This window comes from Bradyrhizobium sp. UNPA324, assembly GCF_006658635.1.
Taxonomy (GTDB): Bacteria; Pseudomonadota; Alphaproteobacteria; order Rhizobiales; family Xanthobacteraceae; genus Bradyrhizobium; species Bradyrhizobium nanningense.
The window spans coordinates 111,676-124,143 of the sequence record NZ_LFJD01000004.1 but is presented as its reverse complement, the minus strand read 5'-3'; the positions used below and the strand labels follow the sequence as shown (position 1 = coordinate 124,143).

Sequence of the window (12,468 nt, the reverse complement as noted above, 5' to 3'; positions counted from 1 at the left end):
TAAAAGCATGATCCGGGCGACGCAGGTTAAGGGACAGCACCGCTTCACGGAAGCGCCAGCGGACACGGTCGTGCTCGATTTCGACGACCGGCACCGCCGCCGCATGGCGATGACGGGCACGCGGGGGCTCGAATTCCTGCTCGACCTCGAGCATGCCACGGCGCTCCGCGGCGGCGATGCGCTGGTGCTGGAGGACGGCCGGCTGGTCGAGGTGGTCGCGGCGCCCGAGCCGCTGCTGGAAATCCGCGGCCGTGATCCGCATCACCTCGTTCGTGTCGGCTGGCATCTCGGTAACCGCCATCTGCCGACCCAGATCATGGCGAAGGCCTTGCGCATTCGCCGTGATCACGTCATCGAGGCCATGGTGAAGGGCCTCGGCGCGCGTGTGATCGAGATCGACGCGCCGTTCGATCCCGAAGGCGGCGCTTATGCAGATGCCGGTCACGCGCATGGACACGATGACCATGCGCATCACGACCACGATCATGGCCGCGATCACCATGATCACCACGGCGACGATCACCACCACCACGGTCATGCCGTACATGACCATGGTCACGATCATCACCATCACCACGACGAGCATTGCGACCATCCCGACCATCACCACGGCCACAAGCATGCTCATGACCACAAATGAGCCGAACAGCGCCGGTGGCCTCGACGAGGGCGAGGCGGCGGCGCTGTATCGGCTGATGACCTGGCTGTCGCCGGCATTCCCGGTGGGCGGTTTTTCCTATTCCAGCGGGATCGAATGGGCGGTCGAGGCGGGTGACATCGTCGATATTGCAACGCTGGCGGACTGGCTCGACGCGATGCTCGGTGACGGCTCCGGCTTTTGCGATGCGACGTTTCTGGTCCACGCCTATCGCGCCGCGGAGGCGGGCGACAAGGCCACTTTGAACGATGTCGCCGAGCTTGCCGCGGGTTTCGTGCCCTCGCGTGAGCGGCAGTTGGAGACGAACTCGCAAGGCCGTGCCTTCATCGACATCACCCGTGCCGCGTGGGATGCCGACGGGCTGGATGCCATGGTTGCGGCATGCCGCACGCCACTGATCTATCCTGTCGCCGTCGGCGTTGTTGCAGCTCAGCACGGCATTCCGCTGGCGCCGACGTTGCACGCGTTCCTGCATGCGCTGGTCTCGAACTGGATTTCTGCGGCCAGCCGCCTCATTCCACTCGGCCAGACCGACAGCCAGCGCGTGCTGGTGAGGCTGGAAGCCGCCGTGGCCACCACCGCCAATCGTGCGCTGAACGCGACATTGGACGATCTCGGCAGCGCGACCTTCCGCGCCGATCTCGCCAGCCTGCGGCACGAGACACAATATACGCGGCTGTTCCGGTCGTAAGAAGCGCCGCGCCTTTAACCCATCGGGAGAAAGCGAACGACATGTCGAAATCTCACGGCCCCTTGCGTGTCGGCATCGGCGGTCCGGTCGGATCGGGCAAGACCCAGCTGATGGACCTGCTCTGCAAGGCCATGCGAGAACGCTATGACATCGCCGCGATCACCAACGACATCTACACCAAATGGGATGCGGAGTTCCTGGTGCGTTCGGGCTCGCTGACGCCGGACCGCATTGCCGGCGTCGAGACCGGCGGCTGCCCGCACACCGCGATCCGCGAAGATGCCTCGATGAATCTCGCTGCGGTCGCGGACATGCGCGCCAAATTTCCCGGGCTCGATCTCGTGCTGATCGAGTCCGGCGGCGATAATCTCGCTGCCACTTTTTCCCCGGAGCTGGCCGACCTCACCATCTACGTGATCGACGTCGCCGCCGGCGACAAGATCCCGTCCAAGGGCGGTCCCGGCATCACCCGGTCCGATCTTCTGGTCATTAACAAGATCGACCTCGCCCCCCATGTCGGTGCCTCCCTTGAGAAGATGGACACGGATGCCAGGCGCATGCGTGGCGAGCGTCCTTTCGTCATGACCAACCTGAAGAAGAGCGAGGGGCTTGACCGCATCGTCGGCTTCATTGAGGCCAAAGGCGGCTTGAAACGGGCCGGCTGACGCCGCGACGACTTGGCGCACGGGTTTTTCGCCGTTAACCTTGGGGTCGAGGCGCAGGGGCGGAACAAATTTCGGACACGGCGATTGATTACCTTCGGCGCCCGGGCCATCCATCCTGGCCAGACCATCGGCCGGGCGGATTAAGCTTTTCAGGCGACCTACGTTGCGTACCGATGTCTCCTCCTCCATTATCTCTGCCACCGGGGGTCACCCTGTTTCGGCACATGGCCGTTCGAGCGGCGTTCATATGCTCCTTGTTTATTGCCGACCTTCTGCTTTGGCCTGAGTAGTCGCGTGGTCCGGCTGGGTTTCATCATCGGTTTCATCGCTCTGCTCGGAGCCTTGCTCTCCGGGCTTGCAGCCTATCGCGTCCACGACCAGGAGCTGGCACTGGACCGGATCGCGCTCGCGCGTGCGATCGACGTTCATGCCAGTCTGGTCCAGGACAGGCTCACCGAGCGCGAACTGCTCGCGCGCGTCGCCTCAGGCCTGTTCCGCACGCCGTCCGTGATCAAGCCGAACATGCTGGAGCCGCTGCGCTCGGCCATCTACGCCTTCAAGACGGATTTCGTGGTAGCCGGCTGGGTTGCCCGGCTGAAGCCGAACGAGCTTATCGCGGCGCAGGCTGCCATCGGCGGCGCGGGCTTCCCGAATCCGAAGATCCGCAGCTATGACGACAAGCCGATCAATCCGGTCGAGGTCACTCAGCCGATCGACGTGCTGCTGGATCTCGAGCCGCGCAGCGACGAGACCAAGGCTCTGCCGGGCCGCAGTTACGACCAGGACCCGGTTCGCAGCGCCATGCTGACGCGCGCCCGGATCGAGAAGAGATCGGTGGCCTCCGATCCGGTTCCGCTGTTGCGCGGAAACGGGCCGGTCGGCGTCATCGTGGCTGCGCCCGTCATTCCCGAGGGGGCAACCGAGCCGGCCGGATTCGTCACGTTCTCCTACGAACTCGCCTCGATGATGCTGACCAATGACGACATGTCGTTGTTCTCGGTCGCGCTCAGGGATCCGCGCAAGGAAGGCGGCGAGCTGATCGCCAACGACCAGGGCGTGGTCTCGACGCGCGGCGTGGCGGCGGACGGGCCGGCGCCGTCGGCGACGCGCACGGTGAGCTTCGGTGGCCGTGATTGGCAACTCGGCTATTACGCGAAGACCAACTCGGTGCGCCGTGCCGAGCAGACTGCGATCATCGTGGCGGCGATCGGCTTTGCGATCACGGCGATGGTGTGCGGTCTGTTTGGCTATGTCGCCTACAACAATCTGCGGCTCAGTCGGGAAATCCAGGTCAGAATCGGCTTCGAGCGCCGGCTGACCGCGGTGATCGACGAACTCAACCACCGGGTCAAGAACATCCTTGCGGTGATCCAGTCGATCGTGACGCGCACCTTGCGCCATGGCGCGGACATCGACGTCGCCCGCGAGCTCCTGATCGGACGCATCCACGCGATGTCCAACGTGGTCTCGCTGCTCAGCGAGAGCCAGTGGCAGGGCGTCAAGCTGAAGGGCCTGTTCGAGGCGCGTGCCATCCCGCATGCCGATCGCATCGCCGTCACCGGTCCTGATATCGCGGTCAGCGCGCGCGCTGCGCAGAGCCTCTCGCTGCTGTTCTTCGAGCTTGCCTCGCATTCCGACGAGGGCTTGTCGCTGGTCGGCAAACATCCGCACATCACGGCTAACTGGACGGTGACGGGCGAGGGGCCCGACGAGGTCTTCCATTTCCGCTGGGAGGAGTTCAACACCAGCGAGGCGACGCGGCGCCCCGATTCCGATTTCGGCCTGATCCTGCTCGACCGCGTCGCCCCCGAGGCGCTCGGCGGCACCGCCAAGCGCTATTTCACCGACGCCTCCTACGTCTATGAGCTGACCGCTCCGATGGAGACCGTGGTCGACATGACCGAACGCGATCGCACCGATAAGATCTCGGCTCCGGTGCGGCCTGCGCGATAGATGGTGCCGGCTAGGCCTTGGGCCGCAACACCAGGTCGACCAGATTGCGGGCGTAGGCGGGCGTGATCGGCGCGATGCCGAAGACGTAGCGGTAGAACAGGCCGCCGTAGATCGCGTCGTAGAGATCCTCGGCCGGCCCTTCGGCCAGGATGCTGCCGTCGTTCTGGCCCGCCGCAATCATCTCCACCAGCGCGTCGCGACGGAATTGTAGATAGCGGGCGTAGAACAGCTCGGCGGAGCCGGTCTTGGAAATGCATTCGGAGATGACGGCGAGTTGCACCTTGCCGAACTCGCCCTGGAGCGCCTCGGCATAGGCCGCGGCATGACGGCGCGCGCGCGCCGCCGGGCTGCCGGAGCTCTCCGGAGGCAGCGGCAGCATCTGCGCTGCATGTCGAAGAAAGGCGTCGATCAAGAGCGCCTCGCGGGACGGCCACCACTTGTAGATCGTCATCTTGGAGACGCTGGAGTGGCGGGCGACCGCGTCGATGGTGGTGGCGGCAAGGCCGGTGGAAGCCATCAGCACATAGGCGCTTTCGAGAATGGCGTTGCTGGTCTCGATCGATCGCGGACGACCGCGCCGCGGGGCGCCGTCGGCCCCGTCATCCCCGCCATTCGCCGTCACCACGCCAGGTCTCCTCGCGCAACCCACTCCGTTCCGGGATAGCGCAGCCGCGGCGGCCGGCCTAGGGAAATCGGTCGCGCTAGGCCTGCTGCCGCCAGGCCTTGGGTAGATCCTGCCATCTCGACCAGGCGACATAGTAGGCCACCGCGGTCATCGCGGCGAATCCGGCGAGGCTCACCACGATCTGCATCGCGACCAGATTGGCGCTGGTGATCAGGATAAGATGGCCGGCGAAAGACAGGAACACTCCGACGCAGAACACGGCCAGCCATTCCTCGCCGCATCTGATGACCGCCTGGAGCGGCTTCAGACGCAGGCCGGGGTGATCGGCCGGAATGAGATGAGTCGCGAGGAAGGCGAGTGCGAGGAAGTGAACCACGCGATAGGGCGCGAGGTTTTCCTTGTCGGTCGGGGCGATACTGTCGAGCAGAAGGTGCGGCAAGTAGCTGGACAATTGCGGCGAATGGCGCAGCAGGGTGACCGCCATCGCGAATACGAGATAGGTCCCGGCGAGTACCCGTAGCCAGGGCATGTCGCGTAGCGCGCGCCCCGGCGCGCCTGTGACGGCGAACCAGCCTCCGAGCACCATCAGCATCTGCCAGCACAGCGGATTGAAGGTCCATTCCTGGTCCGGATAGACCCGAAAATTCCAGTCGAACCAGCGCGCGGCAAGATACAGCGCGACCGATGCCGCCAGCGTCACGTTGGGCCGCCGCAACAGGCCCCACAGCGCGAATGGAAAGAAGGCCATCAGCGGGATCATCAATTGCAGGAGATCGAGGTTCAGCGGCTCCTCCTGGAGCACGAGGCCGCGGACCAGGATGCGCAGCGGATGCTCGAGGATCCCCGAGATGTTGTATTCGTGGATGATTTCCGGCGCCATCGACTGCGAGGCGACGTAGGCGATGGTGTCGATGTAAATCACGAACAGCACGACATAGGCGGCATAGAGCCGCCAGACGCGACGGAAGATGCGCGTTGCGGCGACGAGATAGCCGCGCTCCAGCGCGATCCGGCCGTGGATGACCGCGACACCATAACCGACCACGAACACGAACAGGTCGGCGGCGCCGCTGAAGCCGAAGTTGCGCAGCGTCAGCAGGTTGACGATGTTGTTCGGGATGTGGTCGACGAAAACCGACCAATTGGCGATGCCGAGCGTCAAATAGAGCCTGGCGTCATGATGGAAGGCGGCAAGGTTTGCCTGGACGGAGGGTTTCATTGAGTAAAATAGCTTTGAGAATCAGGGTGATGTTTTTAGCGGCAACCGCCTGCGCATCCGAGTAGCGTTTGCGTGAGTGATGGCCGATCTTGTCCGGCCGGCGCAAAATTGCGCTCCGTCGCCCGTGTCGAATTCGGGGAGATGCTCGCAGCTCTTATGACGAAATTTTCTAACCCGCTCGGGCCGTCACTCGGCCGGCTCGGCCGATACCTCGTCGGGCATACCGGCGCGGCTCGCCAGGATGCCGAGGGCGACGCCGCCGATTGCCAGGATCGGCAATAGCCGCTTGACCCCGATGGCACGAACGATCTGGAGCCCGGTGGCGAGCAGCATGGGGTCCGCGAGCATGCTCTGCGCCGCGGATTTCGCGGCGCGCTCGGCCGCGATCTGGGCTTGCTTACGCAGCTCTCGCTTGTAGGCCCAGTAGCTCACGGCTGCGGCCAGGGTCAGGAGAAAGAAAACGCCGGCGCCCGCGAGGCAGGCCTGCACTGGACCATACTTGTTGAGCACGGAGATGAATGCCGCCGCGCACAGGAAGCACGTGGTGATGAACAAAGCGAACGCCGCGCCTGCGGCCAGGGAGGTCAGCCGCACAGTCGTGCCCGTGGATGCACTGATCCCGTCGATGATGCGCTGAAACATGGCCTTGCTCCTCAAATCCCCACAAGCCTATCCGTCCACAAGCCGGCATCGGCGGCGCGGTAGCACCGCCGCTGTAGTGTCCCCTCGCGCGTCCTATCGGCGCCAGGCGGCGCCGATCAGGAAGCCGATCCCGAGCGCGAGGGCGACGGTCGCGAGCGGCCGCTGCGTGATCGCGTCTTCGAGCGTTTCCTCGATCGATCCGTAGGCCTCCTGGGCCGCATCCATCATTGCGCTGCCGCGCTCCGACATGTCGTCCATCGCGGTGTCCATGTTCTCGCGCGCCTGGCGGTAGCCGCGGCGGGCCTGCTTGCTGGTGGAATTGGCAAAGGTGTTGAGCGCGTCGGTGATCTGGTCGGTGAGGGCGGCGATATCGCTTTTCACGGCTGCTACATCCTTCTCGAGGCGTTCTCTGGTGGCTTTATCGGTCCAGTCTCTCATCCCGGCTTCGGCACTGGTCGTGGACATCGGGAGCTCCGAGCTGTTGACGGCGTGATAGCCGGAAAACGTTTCGTCACCGGGGAAGTTCCGTTCGCGGAAACCGGTCAGTCCTGCGGAAGCTGCGGTGCATCCGTCGGCAACAGATGCTCCTTGAGGATCAGCGCGACGATCAGGAGCGGAGACGACAAAAACGCGCCCATCGGGCCCCACATCCAGGTCCAGAATGCCAGCGCAAGCAGGACTGCAAGTGCGTTCAGCGCCAGCCGCCTGCCGATGATGGTCGGGGTGATGAAATGCCCTTCCAGAAAGGTAAGACCGCCGAAGGCGAGTGCCGCCATCAGGCCGCCGCTGATGGTCGGAAAGGCAACCAATCCTACCACGACCAGTACCGCGAACATCGCGACCGGCCCGATGATCGGGATGAAGTTGAGCGTTGCTGCGAGGGCGCCGAGCCCGGCCGGATTTGGCATGCGGGTGAGCGCGCAGATGAGACCGGTGGCGACGCCGACGCCGACGTTGATGAGGGTGACGGTCAGGAGATAATTGCCGAGATGCTCCTCGATCTCATTGAGAATCCGGAGCGTGCGAAGCCGCGCGTCACGATCGCCGAAGTTCATGATCATGGCGCGCCGCAGGTCGCGCCAGCTGGCGATGAACAGGATCAGGGTGACGAAGAACAGCAGGAATTCGGTGAAGGTCGGTGACAGGAATTCCAGCGTCGGCTGCACCCACTCCATTTTTGGCATCTGGAAGCTCGGCAACCCTTCGGAGCCGCCGAGCATGGCTTGCGTCTCTCGCCACAGCGAAAGCGGCCGGTCGAACACGTGCAACTTGTCCTTCAGTTGCGCGCCGAGTTCCGGCAGGCGCGTGCTCCATTCCATCACCGGCGAGGCGATCAGCGCCACAACGAAGGCGACCACGGCGGTCCCGGCAACCACGATCAGAACGGCACCGACCGCGCGCGGGACCTTGTACCGCTCCAGGAAGCCCGCCGCGGGCGACAGCATGGTGCCAACGACAAAGGCCATCACTACAGGCAGGAAGAATGCCCTTCCGACGTAGAGCACGGTAACGACGGCAATCAGCAGCAGGCCTGCGAGCGCGAAGGCAACGAACTCGGTGCGGCGGATCACCGGCGGCAGCTCGACACGGCTGTCGGGAAGCGGGTCGCCTGCGCTGTTGCCGGGAATCAAACTTTCACTCGGAAGGACGCGCACAATCTCTCTCCCGCACGGAAGCTTCGCACCGCGCGCCCATTGGTGACGGATAATGCGCCAGACCTGCCGCGGTTCCATCGCGGCTTCGTGAAGAGGCGCTCGCTTGACTGTGACAAGGATGCCGCGCGCTGCGCCGGAACCTGGATCGCCCCCGCGGAGTTCATGGGAAAGCGCATCACCCTGATGCACACATCTCACGGGGCAGCACATGACAAAGTTCTCTGCAGTCCGTCGCAGCTTTTCGCCGCGCGCCGTCACCGCATTCGCCTTCGCAACCGTTCTGCTTGGGGTGCCGTTCGGCGGCGCGAGCGCGCAGACCTTCGGTTATACGTCGATGCAGCCGCAGTCGTACTCGCCGGATCAAGGTTACTCGCAGCGCTACGTGAACGAGGCGCCGCAGGCGGCCGACGAGGATGCCCAGCTGCCCGATCGCCTGCGCAAGCAAATCGTCGGCTTCGACCGCAGCGAGCCGGCCGGCACCATCGTGATCGATACCAACAACACCTATCTCTACTACGTGCTCGGCAACGGCCGTGCGATCCGCTATGGCGTCGGCGTCGGCCGCGAAGGTTTTACCTGGTCCGGCGTGCAGAGCGTCAGCCGCAAGGCGGAGTGGCCGGATTGGCATCCGCCGGCCGAGATGATCGCGCGTCAGCCCTATTTGCCGCGCTTCGTCGCCGGCGGTCCCGGCAACCCGCTCGGCGCGCGTGCGATGTATCTCGGCTCCAGCGAATACCGGATACACGGCACCAACGATCCCTCCACGATCGGAAAATTCGTCTCCTCCGGCTGCATCCGCATGACCAACGAGGACGTCATCGACCTGTTCGGCCGCGTCAATGTCGGTACCAAGGTCCTGGTGCTGCCGAAGAACGCGCCGTTGATGGCCAAGGGCGGCGACGCCGTGCGCAAGCGCCCGGCCGTGACGGCAATGCCCTCGGGGCGGCAGGCGCTGAATATTTCGGCGTCGTCGGTGAACTAGGAGTTCAGTGAGGTCACATGAGTAAACGCGCGATCCGCAAACTGGCCGTTGGCGTAGCGGCAATGCTCGCCGTTGTCGTCCTCGGTCTAGCGCCGACGCCGTCGGCGCGTGCGGAAGACTTCTTCTCGGCCCTGTTCGGCGGCTTCCGGATGCGGTCGCCGCCGGAGATCCGGATGCCTTTCCCCAACGATGACATGCCGCGTTACGACGCGCCGCGGCAGCGAGCCGCCTATGGTGGCGGCGCGGCCTATTGCGTGCGCAGCTGCGATGGCCGCTACTTCCCGGCGCAAGGCAATGATGCCGAGAGCAAGGCGCAATCTTGCAAGAGCTTCTGTCCGGCGTCCGAGACGTCGCTGGTCTATGGCAGCAATATCGATGATTCCACGACAGAGAATGGAAAGTCCTATTCCGACCTGCCGAATGCGTTCCGCTATCGCAACGAGATCGTCGCGGGCTGCACCTGCAACGGCAAGGACCCGGTCGGGCTGGCGCAGGTCAAGGTCGAGGACGATCCTACCTTACGGAAGGGTGACATCGTCGCCGGCGCCGACGGGCTCGTGGTCGCCAGCCGCAACGCCAGCGATCGCCGCGGCGTCGCGATGAACTTTTCGCCGTTGCCGGAGTCGGTGCGCGCCAAATTCCGCCAGGTGCCCGTGGTGGCGAAGGAGTAGGGGTGGCGCCGGCTCCGCGAAAGCCGAGGCGACATCTTGTGTGGTGCGATGCTTGCGCCTCACTCTCACTGTCGTCCCGGACAAGAGAGCGGAGCGAGCGCTGATCCGGGACCCATAGCCACAGGGAGATATTTGGCGAAGATTCGGATTGACCAACTCGCGCCAAACCACTCCCTGGGGTTATGGATCTCCTGAGTTCGCGGGAATGAGACGGGAGATTGTGGCACGCGCCGAAACCTGACTCCCGGTCTTACGCCGCGCGGATCTTGCCCAGGAAGTCGCTGACCTCTTGGCCGAGCTGCCGGCTCTGGGTTTCCAGCGTCTCGGAGGCCTGCTTGACGTTGTCCGCGGCGCCGGCGGCGGTATCGGCGTCGGCCTTCACGCCGGCGATGTTGTCCGAGACGTTCTTGGTGCCCTGCGCCGCATATTGCGTGCTGCGGGTGATCTCCTGGGTTGCCGCGCCCTGCTCCTGCACGGCGGCGGCAATCGCGGTGGCGACTTCGTTGACCTCGCCGATGATGCCACCGATCGCCTGGATCGCATTGATGGCGTCGCCTGCGACCTTCTGGATGTCGGCGATCTGCCCGGAGATCTCCTCGGTTGCCTTGGCGGTCTGGCTCGCCAACGACTTCACCTCGGAGGCGACGACCGCAAACCCGCGTCCGGCTTCACCGGCGCGTGCAGCCTCGATCGTGGCATTCAGGGCCAGCAAATTGGTCTGTGCCGCGATGGTGTTGATCAGACCGACGACCTCGCCGATGCGTCCCGCCGACTGCGCCAGCCCTTGCACGGTGCTGTCGGTTTCGCGCGCCTGATTGACGGCCCGGCTGGCGATGCCTGCCGCATGGGCGGCCTGCTGGCTGATGTCGTTGATCGAGGCCGAGAGCTCCTCGGCGGCCGCCGCAACGCTCTCGACGCTGCTCGAGGCCTCGTGCGAGGCCTTGCCTGCGATCTCGACGCGTTCATTGGTCTGGCGTGATACCGCGGACAGGTCGCCCGAGGTCTTGCGCATTTCGCCGGAAGCCTCGCTCAACTCGCCTAGCGACTTGCGCACCACGCCCTCGAACTCGCCGACATAGGCCTCCATCGCGCGCTGGCGCGCGGCGGCACCGGCGTTGCGCTCGCGCTCCTGTTCTTCGATCTTGAGCTTGTCGATGGCCTGCTGCTTGAAGGTCTCCAGCGCCCCGGCGAGCGAGCCGATCTCGTCACGGCGTTCGAGATAGCCGCTGTCGACGGCAAGATTGCCGCCGGCGACTTCGAGCATGGCGTCGCGGATCCGGTGCAGCGGCGTGATCACGCGGCGGCTGACCGCCAGCATGGCAGCGCCGGTCAGGACGATCGCGGCGACGAGGAGGGCGGTATTGACGATCAGCGACTGCACCGCGGTCGCCCGCTGCGACGCGGAGTGGTCTTTGGCGGCCTGCAGGGCCGCGTCGGCGAGCCTCACCGCGGTCATCATGCGGGGCACCGAATAGGGGCTCCACTGGTTGGCGGTCATCGACGGCTTCTCGCCCTTGGCGACCGTCGTGATGACGCCGTCGCGCGTGGCGGCGTATTGCGGATCGAAATAGGTCGACTTGGTTTCGGTCATCGCAGCCGCCAGCGCCGGCGGCAATGGCATGCCGGAGGCGGCCAGCTCGATCGCGGTCCAGGCGGTGTCGGTCCCGCCGACCAGCTTGGTGTAGGTGAGCTGCACCTCGGGAGCGATCTTGCCGGCGTTGAGGGCATTGCCGACGATCTGCGAGGATTCGCCGGCGGTGTTACGCAGCAGCCAAGCCATCTGCTTGATGGTCAGGAGCTGATCGATGGTCGCGTCCTGGTGATTGACGCTGGCGGCGAGCGCGCCCGACAGCTTTTCGAGCTGCGTCATCAGCGCATCTTCCGTCGCGACATATTCCTTGGCGAGGCCTGCGCGGCGCTCCGCCTTGGGCTTGACGACCTCGGTCCAGAACTCGGCCTGTGCCGCCAGCAGCGTCTTGTTCAGCGTGCCCAAGTCGGCGAGGAACGCCTCGCGCTGCGCGAGGTCGGTCGTGGGCAGGATCTCGAGCGTGCGGGCCAGCGCCGGCATCAGGGCGCCACGAAGCTCGCGGATGTACTTCTCGATGTCCTTGTCCAACGCGACATCGGAGGTGAGCTGGCGGTTGCTGGTCGAGCGGTCGGCCCGAATGTTGGCCATCGCTTTGAACACTTCGGTCGAGGCGGCAGAAACCGCGACGATCCGGTTGGCCTGCGCAAGCCGGCCCCATGAGCTCCAGGCGCTGATCGAGAAGCCGATGACGACGATCAGTGCGGTGGAGAGGATCACCGCCTTCAGCAGCGTGGATACGGTCAAGCGATTGAGCATCGGATACCTTGGGGTGAGCATTTCGAGTTCGTGGTCCTGAACGGCAGTCCCACGAAGTTCGAAAGACCAAGGGATGCACGCAGCAGACGCGCCCGCCGGTGGCGAGCGCGTGAAGCGCATTTGGCCCGAAAAGAGTAAAAACTTAGGCAGTGTTCCTGCCGTAAAATTACCGGCCGGCTGCGCACGGTATCCTCGGTCGCGCGCGCCTGACTGGCGGCGCGGCCGGCGATGCCTGCGCCGCATGGGAGGCCTGCTGGCTGATGTCCTTGATCGAGGCCGAAAGTCATTTCGGCGCCCGCGGGCAGGTCGGCCGATCGCATTATATTAGTAGTTGCAATGGGTTGCCAGAATGGAACCGGCGCG

At 64.8% G+C, this 12,468-nt stretch carries 12 protein-coding genes; 6 read left to right on the top strand and 6 right to left on the bottom strand.

What is annotated here, in order from left to right:
• The first annotated feature begins 7 nt into the window (after positions 1-7).
• The 4 genes from UNPA324_RS00610 to UNPA324_RS00595 all read left to right on the top strand — a co-directional run bounded on the left by UNPA324_RS00610 (position 8) and on the right by UNPA324_RS00595 (position 3,967).
• Complete coding sequence (locus UNPA324_RS00610; RefSeq protein WP_141932946.1) at positions 8-640, top strand: urease accessory protein UreE; 633 nt, start codon at positions 8-10, stop codon at positions 638-640.
• Complete coding sequence (locus UNPA324_RS00605) at positions 621-1,349, top strand: urease accessory protein UreF (RefSeq protein WP_141932944.1); 729 nt, start codon at positions 621-623, stop codon at positions 1,347-1,349. Before UNPA324_RS00610 ends, UNPA324_RS00605 begins: the two co-directional genes overlap by 20 nt.
• Positions 1,350-1,390: 41 nt before the next feature.
• Entirely contained in the window at positions 1,391-2,014 is a 624-nt protein-coding gene (ureG, locus tag UNPA324_RS00600; protein WP_141932942.1) for an urease accessory protein UreG, read from the top strand.
• Positions 2,015-2,308: 294 nt separating this feature from the next.
• On the top strand, positions 2,309-3,967 hold the full coding sequence (locus tag UNPA324_RS00595; protein WP_128922154.1) for a CHASE domain-containing protein: 1,659 nt from the start codon (positions 2,309-2,311) through the stop codon (positions 3,965-3,967).
• A gap of 10 nt (positions 3,968-3,977) precedes the next feature.
• On the opposite strand, the gene UNPA324_RS00590 is transcribed toward UNPA324_RS00595, so the two are convergent.
• The 5 genes from UNPA324_RS00590 to UNPA324_RS00570 form a co-directional block, all read right to left on the bottom strand.
• Positions 3,978-4,592 carry a TetR/AcrR family transcriptional regulator gene (locus UNPA324_RS00590; protein WP_164936601.1) on the bottom strand — a complete coding sequence of 205 codons (615 nt, stop codon included), beginning with the start codon at positions 4,590-4,592 and terminating at the stop codon, positions 3,978-3,980.
• Between the two features lie 76 nt (positions 4,593-4,668).
• Positions 4,669-5,811, bottom strand: a complete 1,143-nt coding sequence (locus UNPA324_RS00585; protein WP_128922152.1) for an OpgC domain-containing protein — start codon at positions 5,809-5,811, stop codon at positions 4,669-4,671.
• Positions 5,812-5,997: 186 nt separating this feature from the next.
• Positions 5,998-6,453 carry a hypothetical protein gene (locus UNPA324_RS00580; protein WP_128922151.1) on the bottom strand — a complete coding sequence of 152 codons (456 nt, stop codon included), beginning with the start codon at positions 6,451-6,453 and terminating at the stop codon, positions 5,998-6,000.
• 93 nt (positions 6,454-6,546) lie between these two features.
• Complete coding sequence (locus UNPA324_RS00575; protein ID WP_164936600.1) at positions 6,547-6,918, bottom strand: ElaB/YgaM/YqjD family protein; 372 nt, start codon at positions 6,916-6,918, stop codon at positions 6,547-6,549.
• Between the two features lie 77 nt (positions 6,919-6,995).
• Positions 6,996-8,108: an AI-2E family transporter gene (locus UNPA324_RS00570; protein WP_164936599.1), complete on the bottom strand. Its 1,113-nt coding sequence runs from the start codon at positions 8,106-8,108 to the stop codon at positions 6,996-6,998.
• A gap of 208 nt (positions 8,109-8,316) precedes the next feature.
• Here UNPA324_RS00570 and UNPA324_RS00565 point away from each other — a divergent pair, with 208 nt between their 5' ends.
• A complete protein-coding gene (locus UNPA324_RS00565; RefSeq protein ID WP_141932938.1) occupies positions 8,317-9,090 on the top strand; it encodes a L,D-transpeptidase in 774 nt (257 codons plus the stop codon).
• Positions 9,091-9,107: 17 nt separating this feature from the next.
• Positions 9,108-9,761 carry a DUF2865 domain-containing protein gene (locus UNPA324_RS00560; protein ID WP_141932936.1) on the top strand — a complete coding sequence of 218 codons (654 nt, stop codon included), beginning with the start codon at positions 9,108-9,110 and terminating at the stop codon, positions 9,759-9,761.
• A gap of 250 nt (positions 9,762-10,011) precedes the next feature.
• Here UNPA324_RS00560 and UNPA324_RS00555 read toward each other — a convergent pair whose 3' ends face one another.
• A complete protein-coding gene (locus tag UNPA324_RS00555) occupies positions 10,012-12,105 on the bottom strand; it encodes a methyl-accepting chemotaxis protein (RefSeq protein ID WP_128922337.1) in 2,094 nt (697 codons plus the stop codon).
• Between the last annotated feature and the right edge of the window lie 363 nt (positions 12,106-12,468).

Coding starts and splice junctions, on each gene's coding strand:
- UNPA324_RS00610 (WP_141932946.1), top strand. CDS start 8: ATGATCCGGGCGACGCAGGTTAAGGGACAGCACCGCTTCACGGAAGCG.
- UNPA324_RS00605 (WP_141932944.1), top strand. CDS start 621: ATGCTCATGACCACAAATGAGCCGAACAGCGCCGGTGGCCTCGACGAG.
- ureG (WP_141932942.1), top strand. CDS start 1,391: ATGTCGAAATCTCACGGCCCCTTGCGTGTCGGCATCGGCGGTCCGGTC.
- UNPA324_RS00585 (WP_128922152.1), bottom strand. CDS start 5,811: ATGAAACCCTCCGTCCAGGCAAACCTTGCCGCCTTCCATCATGACGCC.
- UNPA324_RS00580 (WP_128922151.1), bottom strand. CDS start 6,453: ATGTTTCAGCGCATCATCGACGGGATCAGTGCATCCACGGGCACGACT.
- UNPA324_RS00575 (WP_164936600.1), bottom strand. CDS start 6,918: ATGTCCACGACCAGTGCCGAAGCCGGGATGAGAGACTGGACCGATAAA.
- UNPA324_RS00565 (WP_141932938.1), top strand. CDS start 8,317: ATGACAAAGTTCTCTGCAGTCCGTCGCAGCTTTTCGCCGCGCGCCGTC.
- UNPA324_RS00560 (WP_141932936.1), top strand. CDS start 9,108: ATGAGTAAACGCGCGATCCGCAAACTGGCCGTTGGCGTAGCGGCAATG.
- UNPA324_RS00555 (WP_128922337.1), bottom strand. CDS start 12,105: ATGCTCAATCGCTTGACCGTATCCACGCTGCTGAAGGCGGTGATCCTC.